Origin of the sequence: Pseudomonas brassicacearum (genome assembly GCF_003732225.1) — a bacterium.
GTDB lineage: Bacteria > Pseudomonadota > Gammaproteobacteria > Pseudomonadales > Pseudomonadaceae > Aquipseudomonas > Aquipseudomonas brassicacearum_E.
Window position 1 is genome coordinate 257,247 of the sequence record NZ_MOBJ01000010.1, and the last position, 15,682, is coordinate 272,928.

General features: G+C 61.0%; 13 protein-coding genes. 10 read left to right on the forward strand and 3 right to left on the reverse strand.

Features of this window, described 5'->3' with window-relative positions; translation table 11 throughout:
• Positions 1-41: 41 nt before the first annotated feature.
• The 9 genes from BK659_RS17875 (at position 42) to BK659_RS17915 (ending at position 10,408) form a co-directional block, all read left to right on the forward strand.
• Positions 42-2,327 (forward strand): heavy metal translocating P-type ATPase, encoded by a 2,286-nt coding sequence (locus tag BK659_RS17875; RefSeq protein ID WP_123426312.1) that lies wholly within the window; start codon positions 42-44, stop codon positions 2,325-2,327.
• A 16-nt stretch (positions 2,328-2,343) separates the two neighbouring features.
• Entirely contained in the window at positions 2,344-3,207 is an 864-nt protein-coding gene (locus tag BK659_RS17880) for a LysR family transcriptional regulator (RefSeq protein WP_123426313.1), read from the forward strand.
• Between the two features lie 159 nt (positions 3,208-3,366).
• Positions 3,367-4,443: a putative 2-aminoethylphosphonate ABC transporter ATP-binding protein gene (locus BK659_RS17885; protein WP_123426314.1), complete on the forward strand. Its 1,077-nt coding sequence runs from the start codon at positions 3,367-3,369 to the stop codon at positions 4,441-4,443.
• Positions 4,443-6,167 (forward strand): putative 2-aminoethylphosphonate ABC transporter permease subunit, encoded by a 1,725-nt coding sequence (locus tag BK659_RS17890; RefSeq protein ID WP_123426315.1) that lies wholly within the window; start codon positions 4,443-4,445, stop codon positions 6,165-6,167. The genes BK659_RS17885 and BK659_RS17890 overlap by 1 nt, the downstream gene beginning before the upstream one ends.
• A gap of 53 nt (positions 6,168-6,220) precedes the next feature.
• Positions 6,221-7,246 carry a putative 2-aminoethylphosphonate ABC transporter substrate-binding protein gene (locus tag BK659_RS17895; protein WP_123426316.1) on the forward strand — a complete coding sequence of 342 codons (1,026 nt, stop codon included), beginning with the start codon at positions 6,221-6,223 and terminating at the stop codon, positions 7,244-7,246.
• Positions 7,247-7,374: 128 nt separating this feature from the next.
• Entirely contained in the window at positions 7,375-8,508 is a 1,134-nt protein-coding gene (locus BK659_RS17900; protein ID WP_123426317.1) for a TIGR03364 family FAD-dependent oxidoreductase, read from the forward strand.
• A complete protein-coding gene (locus tag BK659_RS17905) occupies positions 8,508-9,065 on the forward strand; it encodes a phosphonate degradation HD-domain oxygenase (RefSeq protein ID WP_123426318.1) in 558 nt (185 codons plus the stop codon). Before BK659_RS17900 ends, BK659_RS17905 begins: the two co-directional genes overlap by 1 nt.
• A 142-nt stretch (positions 9,066-9,207) precedes the next feature.
• Positions 9,208-9,738 carry a hypothetical protein gene (locus BK659_RS17910; protein ID WP_123426319.1) on the forward strand — a complete coding sequence of 177 codons (531 nt, stop codon included), beginning with the start codon at positions 9,208-9,210 and terminating at the stop codon, positions 9,736-9,738.
• A gap of 214 nt (positions 9,739-9,952) precedes the next feature.
• Positions 9,953-10,408 carry a hypothetical protein gene (locus BK659_RS17915; protein ID WP_123426320.1) on the forward strand — a complete coding sequence of 152 codons (456 nt, stop codon included), beginning with the start codon at positions 9,953-9,955 and terminating at the stop codon, positions 10,406-10,408.
• Positions 10,409-10,434: 26 nt separating this feature from the next.
• On the opposite strand, the gene BK659_RS17920 is transcribed toward BK659_RS17915, so the two are convergent.
• A complete protein-coding gene (locus BK659_RS17920) occupies positions 10,435-11,811 on the reverse strand; it encodes a GTPase/DUF3482 domain-containing protein (protein ID WP_123426321.1) in 1,377 nt (458 codons plus the stop codon).
• Complete coding sequence (locus BK659_RS17925; protein WP_123426322.1) at positions 11,804-13,183, reverse strand: DUF2868 domain-containing protein; 1,380 nt, start codon at positions 13,181-13,183, stop codon at positions 11,804-11,806. Before BK659_RS17925 ends, BK659_RS17920 begins: the two co-directional genes overlap by 8 nt.
• Positions 13,184-13,268: 85 nt before the next feature.
• On the opposite strand from BK659_RS17925, the gene BK659_RS17930 reads away from it, so the two are divergent.
• The gene (locus tag BK659_RS17930) at positions 13,269-13,781 is read left to right on the forward strand and encodes a dihydrofolate reductase (RefSeq protein ID WP_123426323.1); all 513 of its coding nucleotides are present in this window, start codon (positions 13,269-13,271) and stop codon (positions 13,779-13,781) included.
• 120 nt (positions 13,782-13,901) lie between these two features.
• On the opposite strand, the gene BK659_RS17935 is transcribed toward BK659_RS17930, so the two are convergent.
• Complete coding sequence (locus BK659_RS17935) at positions 13,902-15,293, reverse strand: L-cystine transporter (RefSeq protein ID WP_123426324.1); 1,392 nt, start codon at positions 15,291-15,293, stop codon at positions 13,902-13,904.
• Between the last annotated feature and the right edge of the window lie 389 nt (positions 15,294-15,682).

Genomic DNA, 15,682 nt, shown 5'->3' on the forward strand with positions numbered 1-15,682 from the left:
GGGTCTTTACTTGGCAACAGGCACTTTTTGGACGCGACCTTATGAGCGACTCCCAGCACACCCACAAACCCCACGCTGATCACGATCACGATCACGATCACGATCACAGCCACGGGCCAAAGCTTCAGCCGGTTCAAAAACACGATCACGCCAGTCACGGCGGTTCTTGCTGTTCCAGTGCGGCGGCGCCTTCGTTGATCAAACTCAGCGAAACGCCGACCGAAGGCGCACGCCTGAGCCGTTTTCGCATCGACGCCATGGACTGCCCGACCGAGCAGACGCTGATCCAGAACAAACTCGGCAAGCTTGCGGGTGTGCAGCAACTGGAATTCAACCTGATCAACCGCGTGCTGGGCGTGACCCACGATCTGCCGAGCACTGCGCCGATCATCGATGCCATCAAGTCGATTGGCATGTTGGCCGAACCCATTGAGCAGGGCGCGGATGCGCACGCCAGCCCGGCACCGGTGAAAAAGCCCTGGTGGCCGTTGGCGGTGTCGGGTATCGGTGCTTTGGCTGCCGAGGTGCTTCACTTCACCAACGCCGCGCCGACCTGGGTGGTGGCGATTGTTGCTCTGATTTCGATCCTCAGCGGCGGTTTGGGCACCTATAAAAAGGGCTGGATCGCCCTGAAGAACCTCAACCTGAACATCAACGCGCTGATGAGCATCGCGGTGACCGGGGCCGTGCTGATCGGCCAATGGCCGGAGGCGGCGATGGTGATGTTCCTGTTCACCGTGGCCGAGCTGATCGAAGCCAAATCCCTGGACCGCGCGCGCAATGCAATCAGCGGGCTGATGCAGATGACCCCGGAAAAGGTCACCGTGCAGCAGGATGACGGTAGTTGGATCGAGCGTGAAGCTAAAAGCATCGATCTCGGCGCGCGAGTGCGGGTTCGTCCCGGCGAGCGCATTGGCCTGGACGGCGAAGTGCTGTCCGGCAGCTCGACCATCGATCAGGCGCCGATCACCGGTGAAAGCCTGCCCGTCGAGAAAACCGTCGGCGACAAAGTCTTCGCCGGGACCATCAACCAGGCCGGTTCGCTGGAATTCAAGGTGACCGCCGCTGCCAACAATTCGACCCTGGCGCGGATCATTCATGCCGTGGAAGCGGCGCAAGGCGCACGGGCACCGACCCAACGCTTCGTTGACCGCTTCTCGAAAATCTACACACCGGCGGTGTTCATTTTCGCTTTGGCCGTGGCGCTCATTCCGCCGCTGTTCATGGGCGCGGCCTGGTTCGACTGGATTTACCGTGCACTGGTGCTGCTGGTGGTCGCCTGTCCATGTGCGCTGGTGATTTCCACCCCGGTGACCATCGTCAGCGGTCTGGCGGCGGCGGCGCGCAAAGGCATCCTGATCAAGGGCGGCGTGTACCTGGAGGGTGGTCACAAACTGGATTACCTGGCGCTGGACAAGACCGGCACGATCACTCACGGCAAACCGGTGCAGACCGATTACCTGTCTCTGGACTCAACGGTCGAAAGCACCGCAGAGGTTCTGGCCGCCAGCCTCGCCGGGCGTTCCGATCACCCGGTATCGCTAGCCATCGCCAACGCGGCTGTGGATAAACAGCTGACGCTGCTCGCTGTGGATAACTTCGAAGCGCTGACTGGCCGTGGCGTGCGCGGTGAGATCGATGGTCAGATTTACCACTTGGGTAACCATCGCTTGGTGGAAGAGCTGGGCCTGTGCTCGCCAGCCCTGGAAGAGAAACTGTTTGCCCTCGAAGAGCAGGGCAAGACCGTGGTATTGCTGCTCGACAGCTCTGGCCCGCTGGCGCTGTTCGCGGTGGCCGATACGGTCAAGGCATCCAGCCGCGAAGCGATCCAGCAGTTGCATGAACTGGGCATCAAGACCTTGATGCTGACCGGCGACAATCCACACACCGCTCGGGCGATTGCCGCCCAGGTGGGCATCGATCAGGCGCAAGGCGACCTGTTGCCGACCGACAAGCTCAAGGCTATCGAAGGCCTGTACGCCCAAGGGCACCGGGTCGGCATGGTCGGCGACGGCATCAACGATGCCCCGGCGCTGGCCCGTGCGCAGATCGGTTTTGCCATGGCTGCCGCGGGCACCGATACCGCGATTGAAACCGCCGATGTCGCCCTGATGGACGATGATCTGCGCAAGATCCCGGCGTTTATCCGGTTGTCGCGGCAGACCTCGAATATCCTCACGCAAAATATTGCCTTGGCATTGGTCATCAAGGCGATCTTTCTTGGGGTAACCTTCGTGGGTCTCGCCACCATGTGGATGGCGGTCTTTGCCGACATGGGCGTGGCCCTGCTGGTGGTGTTCAACGGTCTGCGCCTGTTGCGCAAATAATCGATGCGAGGGTGATGTGCTGAGTGCCGAGCTGAAGGCTTTTTACAGGGTCGCGCGATTGGGCAGCATTACCCTCGCGGCGAAAAAGCTCGGCCTGAGCCAACCCACGGTGACAACCCAGATTCGTCATCTGGAAAGCCAGTACTCGGTTGAACTGTTCTACCGTGGCGGTCGTCGGCTGACGGTCAGCGAGGAAGGTGCGCGGCTGCTGCCGATGGTCAAAGCGCTGTTGCAGCAGGAAGCCGATATCGAGTTCTTCCTGCGCAACAGCGGCCAGGTTCAAGGCGCGTTGCGCATCGCCGCCACCGCGCCGTATTACATCCTCGACCTGGTGAAAACCTTTCGCGAGCGCCTGCCGCAGGTGGAAGTCTCGGTGGAGATCGGTAACTCCCAGCAGGTGCTCGAATCCCTTGAGGAATACCGGGTCGACATCGCCGCGTCATCGCAATTGCTCGAAGACTCACGGTTGATCCGCCGCGTGCTGGGCAGCGATCCGCTGGTGCTGGCAGTACACCGCAACCATCCACTGGCGGTGCATGATCATGTGCCGCTGAGTGCGCTGGTCGGGCACACCTTGCTGATGCGTGAAACCGGCTCGACCACCCGTCGTCTGACTGAAGAGCTGCTGGCGAGCGCCGGAGTGAGTTTCGGCCCGTTGCTGGAGATCGGCAGCCGTGAGTCGATCCGTGAAGCGGTGCTGCGCAATATCGGCATCAGCATCATCGCCCGCCAGGAAGTGCCTCATGACCCGCAACTGCGGGTGCTGACCCTCGAAAACGCCCCGCAGATCCCCGAATACCTGTACTGCCTCAAAGAACGCAAAGGCGCACGCCTGCCGGCGGCGTTTCTTGGCCTGGCGCAGGAAATGGCCCCGGTCTAGAGACCTTTATCGCCAGTGAGGGCCTCATCGCGAGCCCATGCAACACATGACTTGAACCAAAATCCCCGAATACCACTATCGGCCGTTTTTGCCTCGCTGCCACATGACGGACGCATTACAAACCTAGGATGGCCTTCATCTGCTTGATGAGGCCCGTCCATGAACCACCCGAACGCAATTGCCCAGGTCTTCCCCGGTGCGCCGATGAAGGTGCGCGGTATCGAGAAACGCTTCGGCGCCTTCACTGCGCTGGATAACGTTTCGCTGGACGTCGAGGCCGGTGAACTGGTGTGCCTGCTCGGGCCTTCCGGTTGCGGCAAGACCACCTTGCTGCGCTGCATCGCTGGCCTCGAACGCCAGGATCGCGGCGAGTTGTACCTGGGTAGTCGGGATGTTTCCCTGCTGGCACCGCAGGCTCGGGACTACGGCATTCTCTTTCAGTCCTACGCGCTGTTCCCCAATCTCACCGTCGAAGCCAACATTGCCTACGGCCTGGCCGGCAGTGGCCGCGAGGAAGTGCGCAAGCGCGTGGCGCAAATGCTTGAACTGGTGGGCCTGATCGGCAGTGAAAAGAAATACCCCGGCCAATTGTCCGGCGGTCAGCAACAGCGCGTGGCACTGGCCCGGGCCTTGGCGCCGGCACCGTCACTGTTGCTGCTGGACGAACCGATGTCGGCCCTCGACGCGCGGGTTCGTGAGCATCTGTGCACCGAGTTGCGCCAATTGCAGCGCAATCTCGGCATCACCACCTTGATGGTCACCCACAATCAGGACGAGGCCATGCTGATGGCCGACCGCATTGCCGTGATGAACAACGGCAAGGTCGAGCAATACGCCACGCCGCAGGAAATCTACAACCGACCGGCCACACCGTTCGTTGCCGAGTTCGTCGGGCAGGGCAACTGGTTGCCGTTCCAGCGCAACAGCGACAGCCACGCGCAGGTCGGCGGAATGAATGTGCGGCTGGCCGACAACTCCGGCAAAGCCGCTTCAGGTCGACTGTTCTGTCGCCCGGAAGCGATCAGCATCAACCCGCCGGTGCATGAAGAAAACCTGTTCCCGGCCAAGGTTCGCGAAATCACCTTTCTCGGCAATCGCTGTCGGATGAGCTTTGAACTCAACCAACTGCCAGGCCATGCGCTGCTCGCCGAGCTGGCGCCTGAAGCCATGCCGCGATTGGGCGCGCAGGACATCATGGTCGCCTTGCCGCCGCGCAGCTTGCAGGTGTTTGCCTGATGAGCGAGCAGATCGCCCTGCCGATACCGCACAAGCAGGTTCGGCAGACTTCCCGCGCCGAAATCGGCGATCGGCTGTTCGTGGTCGGTGGCAAAGTTTTGCTGCTGTGCCTGCTCAGCGTTGCGGTGTTGATGCCGTTGCTGGCGATCTTCTGGCGCGGCTTCAGCAGCGACGCCGGGCAGGGCGGTGGATTAGTTGCCGCCCGCGAACTGCTGACCAGCGACAACTTCCACTGGCTGCTGGGCAATAGTCTGAAAGTCTCGCTCAGTGTGGCGGCTATCGTCGTGCCACTGGCCTATCTGTTTGCCTACGCGCTGCAACGCACACTGATTCCCGGCAAGGCGATCTGGCGCGGCATGTCGCTGTTGCCATTGATGGCACCGTCGATGCTGCCGGGTATCGCATTGGTCTACCTGTTCGGTAACCAAGGCATGTTGCGTGGGCTGCTGTCGGACAACATTTACGGCTTCTGGGGCATCGTCCTTGGCGAAGTGATTTACACCTTTCCCCACGCCTTGATGATCCTGCTCTCGGCGTTGTCCCTGGCCGATGCGCGCTTGTTCGATGCCGCATCGAGCATGGGCGCCAGTCCGGCCAAGGCCTTTCGCAGCATCACCTGGCCGGCGACCCGGCAAGCGGTGTTCGCCGCGTTCTGCCTGGTGTTCACCCTGACCATTACCGATTTCGGTGTGCCGGTGGTGGTCGGTGGCGACTATCAAGTACTGGCGCTGGAAGCCTACAAAGCGGTGGTCGGCCAGCAGCAATTCGGTCGCGGAGCGCTGATCGGCATGGTGTTGCTGCTGCCGGCACTGTTCAGCTTCGGCGTCGACGCCTGGTTGCGCCGTCGGCATGGCGACTCCATGAGCGGTCGGGCACAAGTCTTTCAACCGGCGCCGTCGCGGCTGCGGGATGGCTGCTATCTGAGCATCGTCCTGTTGATCTGCGCCGCGCTGCTGCTGGTGTTCGGTATGGCGGTGTACTCGTCGCTGGTGAAGTTCTGGCCATACAACCTGTCGCTGTCGCTCAATCACTACCAGTTTGGCGACACCGCCGGTGGCGGCTGGCTGGCCTACGGCAACAGCGTGAAGATGGCCTTGTGCACGGCGTTGATCGGCAGCGGCTTGATCTTCACCGGCGCCTATCTGATGGAGAAAACCCGTGGTCAGCGCGGCTTGAATCTGGCGCTGCGAATGCTCAGCTTCGTGCCGATGGCGGTGCCGGGTTTGGTGCTGGGCCTGGGCTACGTGTTCTTTTTCAACCTGAACGGCAACCCGCTGCATGTGCTCTACGGGACGATGACCCTGCTGGTGGTCTGCACCATTGCTCATTATTTGACCACTGCGCAAATGACCGCCACCACCGCGCTGCGTCAGCTCGACGCCGAGTTCGAAGCCGCCGCGCTGTCGCTCAAGGCGCCGCTGTACCGCCACTACCTGCGCGTCACCGTGCCGATCTGCCTGCCGGCGCTGCTGGACATCGTGCGCTACCTGTTCGTCTCGGCGATGACCACGGTGTCGGCGGCGATCTTCCTCTACAGCCCCGACACCATCCTTGCGGCGGTGGCGGTGCTGAACATGGACGACGCCGGCAACGTCGGCGGCGCGGCGGCCATGTCGACTCTGATTCTGTTCACCTCGGCGGGCGTTTCCCTGCTCCTGGCCTGGGCTTCGCGCGGCTTGCTGCGCCGCTCCCAGGCCTGGCGGCAAACAGCGCCCGGCAACTGATTTCCACTCCCGCAAACCTGAACTCAACTGCCGGTAAACAAAAGGAAAAAGACATGTTCAAGCCTATGGCCCTGGCCGCTGCTGTCCTCACCGCTTTCAGCCTGAACGCCTTCGCGGCGAAAACCGAGTTGACGGTGTACACCGCCCTTGAAGCCGAACAACTGAAGACCTACAAAGAAGCGTTCGAAAAGGCCAACCCGGACGTCGAGATCAAATGGGTGCGCGATTCCACCGGGATCATCACCGCCAAACTGCTGGCCGAAAAAGCCCGCCCGCAGGCTGATGCAGTCTGGGGCCTGGCCGCGTCCAGCCTGGCGATCCTCGATCAGCAAGGCATGCTGCAAAGCTACGCACCGAAGGACCTCGGCAAGATCGGCAGCAACTACCGCGACGCCGCCAACCCACCAGCCTGGGTTGGCATGGACGTCTGGGCGGCAACCATTTGCTTCAACACCGTCGAAGCCGAGAAACAGGGCCTGACCAAACCGGTGAGCTGGCAGGACCTGACCAAGCCTGAATACAAGGGCAAGATCGTCATGCCGAACCCGGCGTCGTCCGGCACCGGTTTCCTCGATGTCAGCGCCTGGCTGCAAACCTTCGGCGAGAAGCAGGGCTGGCAGTACATGGACGCACTGCACCAGAACATCGGCCAGTATGTTCACTCCGGTTCCAAGCCATGCAAGCTGGCCGCTGCCGGTGAATTCCCGATCGGTATCTCTTTCGAATACCCGGCCGTGCAGTTGAAGCGCCAGGGCGCGCCGCTGGACATCGTCCTGCCGAAAGAAGGCCTGGGCTGGGAAATCGAAGCCACCGCCGTGATCAAGGGCACACCGCATGAAGACGCGGCGAAGAAACTCGCCGACTTCTCCGCAAGCCCGGCGGCGATGGAGCTGTACAAGGAAAACTTCGCGGTACTCGCCCAGCCAGGCATCGCCAAGCCACAGACCGAACTGCCGGCCGACTACGAACAACGCCTGATCAAGAACGACTTCGCCTGGGCCTCGAAAAACCGCGACGAGATCCTCAGCGAATGGCGCAAGCGCTATGACGGCAAGTCCGAGAAAGTGGTTGCCAAGTAAGATCTTCATCGGCTGACAGGGCCCCATCGCGAGCAAGCTCGCTCCCACATTGGATCTGTGATCAACGCCAATCCACTGTGGGAGCGAGCTTGCTCGCGATAGCGGTCTTGAACCCAGGACATATCTCCATGAATCAACACAACGACATGCTGATCGTCGGCGCCGGCATTCTGGGTTTGTCCCACGCCTTCGCCGCAGCCAAACGCGGTTTGAAGGTCAAGGTCTTCGAACGCAGCGCCACACCCCTGGGCGCCTCGGTGCGCAACTTTGGCCAGGCGCTGGTCACCGGTCAACCGCCGGGACAGATGCTCGAACTGGCCAAGGCCAGCCGCGAGATCTGGGGCCAATGGGCGCAACGGGCGGGATTGCAGCTCAAGCGCAACGGTTCGTATTTGTTTGCTCGCACCGAAGCTGAAGAGCAACTGCTGGAAGCCTTCTGTGCCGGCCGCGCTATCGAACACGGTTACCGCGTCGAGCTGTTGCGCGGCGCCGCATTGGGCGATGTGTACGGCGGCCAGTTCCGGCATCATCGCGCAGCGTTGCACGGCCTGGATGACCAGCAACTGTATTCCCGCGAAGCAATTCCAGCGTTGATCGACTACCTGCGTCGCGACCTCGGCGTGGAATTTCACTTCTCCACTCTGGTACGCGATATCGAACCCGGTCGCGTACACAGCACCGCCGGCACCTTCACGGGGGAGCAGATCATCGTCTGTTCCGGCCACGATTATCAGACCCTGCTGGCCGAGCCGATTGCCGCGCTCAAGCCGCAGATCTGCCGCCTGCAAATGCTCCGCGCCCGGCCGCAGCTCAACCTCAATCTGCAACACGCCTTGCTCACCGGTTTGAGCTGTGTGCACTACGGAGCATTCGCCGATTTGCCGGAAGCTGCGGCAGTGCAGGCGCAAATTCTGCGTGAGGCGCCCCATCTGCATGAACACGGTATTCACCTGCTGATCAGCCCGACGCCGCATGGCGAACTGATCATTGGCGATTCCCACGACTACGGCAGCGACCCGTCACCGTTCAACGCGGAACAGGTCGATACCTGGCTGCTCGAACTGGCCGAGCAGACTCTGGGTTGCAAGGTGCAGGTGGTTGAGCGCTGGCAGGGCGTCTATGGCGCTCGCGGAGCAGTACCGTTTTCGTTCTTGCAGGCCGCACCGGGCGTGCATGCCGCGTTGATGCACACGGGCGTCGGCATGAGCGTCGGGCCGGCGATGGCTGAGCGCAACATCAGGACCTTGCTGGGAGAACACTGATGGACCGCAATGAACGGGTGATAGCCGAAGTGTTCGGCTGGTATGAGCGCTTCGGTGACAGCGACTACATCGGCGAACCGGTGTCGCAGATCGAGCACATGTCCCAGGCCGCCGAACGGGCCATGGCCGAAGGCTTCGACGATGAAGTGGTGCTGGCCGCGTTCTTCCATGACATCGGGCATCTCTGTGCCGCGAACGCCGAGAACATGGGCGGCTTTGGTGTGGCCAGCCATGAACGCCTCGGTGCCGACTACCTGCGTCGTCTGGGGTTTAGCGAGCGGATGGCGCGGTTGGTGGAATATCACGTTCAGGCCAAGCGTTACCTGACGTTCAAAGAACCGGGCTACTACCAACGCTTGAGCGAGGCCAGTCGGCGCACGCTGGAATATCAGGGCGGGGTGATGACGGCTGCCGAGGCTGAGGCGTTTGAGCGGGATCCGTTGTGTGCGATTAGCCTGCGGATGCGTCAGTGGGATGAGCAGGCGAAGGAGATGTGGGTGCCGGTGATTGATCTTGGGGTATTGAAAGCGAAGGCTTTGAGGTTATTAGCGTTCTGACCCCTTGTTTGGATCATACGAACGGAATGGTGGAGGTCAGCAGAATTAGACGTTTCCTACGAGATATCAGGACGAGGCTGGCTAGTCGTTTCGCAAGGGGCTGTCTAGCTTTGCTGACCCTTTCGCGTATAGAGACACAACCATGCGTTACTTAAAAATTACCGCTCAGGATCGCAGCGGCAATCATCGTGCAGACACGGTCCTGCTGCATTTTTTTGAAGCAGTGAAAAATGGTGAAGACAAACTGATTCACAAGGCGTACGCGCTGGATATCACTGCAGATGGCAAGGTTGACTTTCAGGTTGGCGACGTCAATAACGACGGTAAAGAGAACACCAAAGATGAACGGTTACTCAAGAAGTTCGCAGATGCCTTTTTGCAACTGAACTGGTTCAATCCTGGCGAAGCTTCAGCGCGCTACCTGAAGATTTTTGTCGAGGACTTTGCTCAGGACGGCTCTCCGGATACGGTCCGTTTGCACTTTCATGAGGGCGAGGGCGAGCCGACGGATAACTCCATCGTCTATACCGCGTCGGCTTATGACACCAACAATGACGGGAAGCTGGATTGGCTCGTGCATTTCGATGTCGATAATGACGGCGACATCGATGCGGTGGATCAGAAACTTGTCACGTTGTTGAGTAACGAGTATTTGAAGTTCAAATGGAAATGATCGGTCGACTGGCAGCGTTTTCAACGTCGCCTTGAAGCATCATTGATGCGGTTCCGGCTTTGTCCGAAGCCGCATTTTTTATACCCCGTCGACGTTATCCCGCAAACAGGTGTTAACTGAGGAAAATCCTTACGGATTGCGGCGGCCTGATGCCGTATGGAAGGTCTGCTCAGGTGGTTAGTGTTCCAGGCTCTTTACTTTGCAAGGAATGCTCATGCTCTATTTAACAGCAACTGCTCAGGACCGTGGCAGGAAGGGCGAGGCAGATACTGTTCATTTCCAGTTCTATGAAGATGAACGCCTGATAAGGGAGGTGGTTGTTACTGCTACAGACTCTGGGCGCCAGCCGCTGGTGAAATTTGCCAGGACCTATTTGAAGCTCGGGTGGTTCAATGCCGGAGATGATTCGGAGCGGTACTTGCAGATATTTGCGCAAAACCTTGTCGGCAATGGAACCCCGGAAGCTGTGCGGCTGCATTTTCATGACGAAGCGTTGCACGCGACCGGGAGCACGATTGCGTACAAGGCATCAGCGCTTGACCGGGATAATGACGGGAGTTTCGAATTGATCCTGAGCTCGGATGTGGACAACGACGGTCATGCTGACAGGACCGACCGACGTCGAGTGAAGGCGCTGGCCATTGAGTTTCTGAAAATCGACGCAGGCTGACGGTGCTGCGGGACAATGATCAGTTGCTACAGTTGCTGAGCCAGCGCCTCAATCTGCTCCTGCCGCTCCGCCTGACTCAACCTTGCATGAGGATTGAGCGAAGACCACTGCGGATGTGCGCGGGCTTTGCTCAACGCCTCCGGCAGTTTGCCTTCGCGCCAGCTCTTGTCCTGCGGCGTGGCGACCTGAATGCTGTCCATCGCTGCGTGTCCGCGCAGGTTCATGGCCTGTACCAGTTGCCGCTGACGCAACGCCAACAAACGCAGCACACTGTCGTCGACGGTCAGCTCGCGCTGGCCTTTGATTTTGCCCAGCAAGCGGCTGCCATAACTGCGCGCCGTTTGCAGCGCGCCGCCGGCAATCGCCCCGGCCAGCGCCGCCGCGCCGAGGGTCAGGCCGCCGACCAGCAAGTCCACGCCGGCACCGGCCGCGGCGCCAGCGGCGATTCCGCTGCCGACCCGCACGCCCAGTTGTTTGAGGGTTTCGGGGTTGAACAAATCATCGCCCCAGCGGCCATCCAGCAGCGGCAAGTCGCTGGCTGCGGCATCCTGTAGACGGAAGGCGTACAGCTTGAGCAGCGCTTCGACGCAGCGTTGTTCGCGTTGGCGAACGGCTTTGCGCAGTTCGCTGATGGCCTGCTGTTCCTGTGCGGCATCACTGACCACGCTGCGTCGACAGGCGGCGCAATCGATCAGCAATTCGGCGATCAAACGTGCCGCGCTTTGCTGGCGCGCTTCGCGCTGGGCCTGCTGGTCGACGATCAATCGCTCAAGCTGACCGCGCGCGCTTTCGATCAACAGCGCGAGACTTTCATAGAGCCGCCGCTCGCCATCCTCGGGCGGCGCCACGCTGTCAAAACGCACCAGCGCATGCAGACCCAAACGGGCCAGGGCTTCGCGCCAATCCGGCTCGCGGTGGTTGGCGCTGCTGACGAAGTTCAGCACCGGCAGCAGCGGTTTGCCGCAACTGGCCAGCACTTCGAGTTCGTCACGGTACTTGGCCAGCACCGGCTCGCGGGCGTCGATCACGTACAGGCCGGCGTCAGAGGCCAGCAGTTGGCGCAGCACCTTGGCTTCCTGTTCGAAACGCTGGCGCGCCTCGCTGCCATCGAGGAAACGCGTCAGCCGCGCCGGGCCGTCGAGGCGTTCGCCGGGGCGTTCCAGACGTTCCAGATAATCGAGCAGGGCGATCGCGTCTTCAAGCCCCGGCGTGTCGTAGAGCTCAAGCAAGGCTTCACCATCCACCGACAACCGGGCGCCCTCGACATGCCGGGTGGTGCTGGGGCGATGGGAGACTTCGCCGAAACCGACGTCGCGGGTCAGGGTGCGCAGCAATGAGGTTTTGCCAACATTGGTATGGCCGACCACGGCGAGTTTCAGTGGCCGTTTTTCAGCATCAGTCATGGCCCGACTCCAACCAGTTCATCGGCGCGCAGTCAGCGAACGGCAACTCCAACTGTCGCAGAGCGGCGTGCCAGTCGCCGAGGCGTTCAGCGTCGAGTGCCTGACCGGGTGGCGCTTGCAGCAGCCAGATGCGTGTCGCGCTGGCGCTGCGGGCGAGTTCGGCGATCAGCGCCAGGCTGCCACGATCCGGCGAGCGCTGAGGGTCACAGGCAATGGCCAGACGTTGCGGTGGGAAACGGGTCAGCTGTTCCAGCAATTTTTGTCGGGACTCACGGCTGTCGAGGATGCCAGCGTCTTTGACGCTTTTCGGCAGTTGCGGTGGCCATGGGCGCTGGTCGTCCAGTTCGATGGCCACCAGCAACGCGCCGTCGCTGTCCAGGGAGTTGGCGCCGCCTTCGACCTGATGCAGGCGCTCGGGCGCGGCATCGTTGACGCCGAGGCGTTCGCTGCTCGGCATCAGCCGTTCGCGCAACTGTGCGTAACCGGGCAGGTTAAGGTCCAGACGCAACGTAGTACGACCGCTTTTCCAGTGCCACAGGCAGAACAGCGCGAGCAGCAGGCGTGGCAACACGCCGTACACCAGCAACACCCCAACCAGCCAGGCAGCCCAGGCTTGCCGAGCGCTTTCGATGTTCAGCGCGGTGTCACCGCTGGCGCGAATCATCTCCACGGTCGGCACGCTGAAGCCGAGCAATGCGGGCAGGGCGCCGAGGGTCTGGGTCATGACCACGAACGTGTCGCCGCTGAGAATCGTGGTTTCCCAGACGAAGCCGTAGCGCCGGGTTGCCATCAGCGTCAGCAAAATCGCCAGAGCGCTGAGCATCGCCAGCAGCCACAAGCCGTTGACCAGCACGCCGAGTACCCAGCGATTGAGTTTCTGCCGTTGCAGCAACAGCAGCAGGGCCGGCGCCAGTTGCGCGGCTTTGGCGTCGCGGGCGAGTTTTTCGCTGAGCCACAACCACAAACGCCCAAGGGTGGCGCCGTAATCGCCAGCGAATATCAGGCCCGAGGCCCAGCTCAGCAGCAGAATCAGGTTCAGCCCGAGCAGGCTGCCGAGGGCCCAGAACACGTTGACCGGTGTCTGGCCGTCGCTCAACGCAGCGAACGCCATACCGGCACCGCTGATGATCGCCAGTACGGCCAGAACGATCAGCGCCAGTCGCGCACCTTGCAGCCAATGGCGCAAGGCGACGGTCAAGCCGTCGCGTTCGGCCAACCACAGGGCGCGCGCCTCGATACGGGTCGGCAGGTCGCCGCCAGCGCTGCGGGCCAGCCGGTTGGCTTCCTGGTCTTCCAGTGGACCTGCGTGTTCCTCGCGCAGGCGGATGGTTTCAGTCAGCCAGAGCTTTGTCAGTGGTGTCAGTTCAGTCACGCGGCATCCCGTCGCTCAAATGAACGCTGAGCATAACCGCTGTGGCGCTTATCGGGGTAAGCGCGGCTCTGGTATCCTCGCCGACATGAAAAAAACTCTCCCCCTCAGCCTGATCGCAGCCCTCGGTGAAAACCGTGTGATCGGCGTCGACAACAGCATGCCCTGGCACTTGCCGGGGGATTTCAAATACTTCAAGGCCACAACGTTGGGCAAGCCGATCATCATGGGTCGCAAGACCTGGGATTCGCTCGGTCGTCCGCTGCCTGGCCGGTTGAACATCGTGGTCAGCCGTCAGGCCGACCTGCAACTTGAAGGCGCGGAAGTCTATCCGTCGCTGGAAGCGGCGGTGATTCGGGCGCAGGAATGGGCGCTGGAGCAGGGCGTCGATGAGTTGATGCTGATTGGCGGCGCGCAGTTGTATGCGCAAGGCCTGGCACAGGCCGATCGGCTGTACCTGACCCGCGTGGCGCTGAGCCCCGAGGGTGATGCGTGGTTTCCGGAGTTTGATCTGGAACAGTGGAAGCGGGTGTCGAATGTTCCGAATCCGGCTGAGGGCGACAAGCCGGCGTACAGCTTCGAGGTGTGGGAAAAGGCTTAAGAGCATCGCGAGCAAGCTCGCTCCCACAGTGGACAAGGTGAAACACAGAGTGTGTGAACACCAAAAATCCCTGTGGGAGCGAGCTTGCTCGCGATAGCGATCTATCTGGCGACGCTGGGCTCAAGCCTGAGCCAACTCCTCATGCTCATCCGCATCCAGCAGCTCTTTGTCGGTCTGCTGCATGATCTGGCTGGTGATCGCGCCGGCAGTCATCGAACCACTGACGTTCAATGCGGTGCGGCCCATGTCGATCAGCGGTTCAACCGAGATCAACAGCGCCACCAGTGACACCGGCAAACCCATGGCCGGCAGCACGATCAGCGCGGCGAAGGTTGCGCCACCACCGACACCGGCAACCCCTGCTGAACTCAAGGTCACAATCGCCACCAGCGTCGCGATCCACAGCGGATCCAGCGGGTTGATGCCCACGGTCGGCGCAACCATTACCGCCAACATCGCAGGGTAAAGGCCGGCACAGCCGTTCTGGCCAATGGTCGCGCCAAACGAGGCGGCGAAGCTGGCGATCGATTGCGGAATGCCCAGGCGACGGGTTTGCGCTTCGATGCTCAGCGGAATGCTCGCGGCGCTGGAGCGGCTGGTGAAGGCGAAGGTCAACACCGGCCAGACTTTGCGGAAGAAGCGCAGCGGGTTGATCCCGGCCAGTGACACCAACAGGCCGTGAACCACGAACATCAGGCCCAGGCCGATGTAGGACACCACCACGAAACTGCCGAGTTTGATGATGTCTTGCAAGTTGGAACCGGCAACCACTTTGGTCATCAGCGCCAATACGCCGTACGGGGTCAGCTTCATCACCAGACGCACCAGACGCATCACCCAGGCTTGCAGGGTGTCGATGGCGTTGATCACTTTCTGACCTTTTTCGACGTCATCCTTGAGCAGTTGCAGCGCCGCGACCCCGAGGAATGCGGCGAAGATCACCACGCTGATGATCGAAGTCGGCTTGGCCCGGGCCAGATCGGCGAACGGGTTCTGCGGGATGAAGGACAACAGCAACTGCGGGACATTCAGGTCAGCGACCTTGCCCGCGTAGTCAGTCTGAATGGTTTGCAGGCGAGCCATTTCCTGGGTGCCGGCGACCAGACCTTCGGCAGTCAAGCCGAACAGGTTGGTCAGGCCAATGCCGATCAACGCCGCAATGGCGGTGGTGAACAGCAGGGTGCCGATGGTCAGGAAGCTGATCTTGCCCAGCGATGAAGCGTTGTGCAGACGGGCGACGGCGCTGAGGATCGAGGCGAACACCAGCGGAATCACGATCATTTGCAGCAACTGCACATAACCGTTGCCGACCAGATCGAACCAGCCGATCGAGGCCTTCAGCACCGGGCTGCCGGCACCGTAAACAGTGTGCAGGGCAACACCGAACACCACGCCCAGCACCAGTGCGACCAGGACTTTCTTGGCCAGGCTCCAGGTGGTGTGACGGGTTTGTGCCAGGCCGAACAGCAAGGCGAGGAATACCAGCAGATTGAGGATCAGCGGCAGATTCATTGAGACTCCAAAAAGACTTGTGCCAATCGCATTCCAGGGCGACTGCGAACCGGCAAGCCTAACAGCTTGATATCTAATGAATTAATATCAAAAACGCATGGCAACTGTCGTTTTTGGAATAACGCTGTAACGCTGTGGTGTTTGTAGGAGCTGGCGAAGCCTGCGATCTTTTGATCTTCCGGGGGGGCGGAAAAGATCGCAGCCTGCGACAGCTCCTACGGGGGATCTTCAAGAAAAATGCCCCGCACATGGCGTAATGCTGTTCACTTAAGCGGAGCAGCCTTACGGTCTACTGGAAAACGGGTCTTTGAAATCTTCACCGTCCTTGGCCTTGATGGCCTTGGACGGTGATCCAGAAACATCCCTCCGACACCTGCTCTCAACTCTGC

Excerpts from the sequence above, each read along its gene's own strand:
- BK659_RS17875 (WP_123426312.1), top strand. The coding sequence starts at position 42 with ATGAGCGACTCCCAGCACACCCACAAACCCCACGCTGATCACGATCAC.
- BK659_RS17885 (WP_123426314.1), top strand. The coding sequence starts at position 3,367 with ATGAACCACCCGAACGCAATTGCCCAGGTCTTCCCCGGTGCGCCGATG.
- BK659_RS17890 (WP_123426315.1), top strand. The coding sequence starts at position 4,443 with ATGAGCGAGCAGATCGCCCTGCCGATACCGCACAAGCAGGTTCGGCAG.
- BK659_RS17895 (WP_123426316.1), top strand. The coding sequence starts at position 6,221 with ATGTTCAAGCCTATGGCCCTGGCCGCTGCTGTCCTCACCGCTTTCAGC.
- BK659_RS17900 (WP_123426317.1), top strand. The coding sequence starts at position 7,375 with ATGAATCAACACAACGACATGCTGATCGTCGGCGCCGGCATTCTGGGT.
- BK659_RS17905 (WP_123426318.1), top strand. The coding sequence starts at position 8,508 with ATGGACCGCAATGAACGGGTGATAGCCGAAGTGTTCGGCTGGTATGAG.
- BK659_RS17910 (WP_123426319.1), top strand. The coding sequence starts at position 9,208 with ATGCGTTACTTAAAAATTACCGCTCAGGATCGCAGCGGCAATCATCGT.
- BK659_RS17915 (WP_123426320.1), top strand. The coding sequence starts at position 9,953 with ATGCTCTATTTAACAGCAACTGCTCAGGACCGTGGCAGGAAGGGCGAG.
- BK659_RS17920 (WP_123426321.1), bottom strand. The coding sequence starts at position 11,811 with ATGACTGATGCTGAAAAACGGCCACTGAAACTCGCCGTGGTCGGCCAT.
- BK659_RS17930 (WP_123426323.1), top strand. The coding sequence starts at position 13,269 with ATGAAAAAAACTCTCCCCCTCAGCCTGATCGCAGCCCTCGGTGAAAAC.
- BK659_RS17935 (WP_123426324.1), bottom strand. The coding sequence starts at position 15,293 with ATGAATCTGCCGCTGATCCTCAATCTGCTGGTATTCCTCGCCTTGCTG.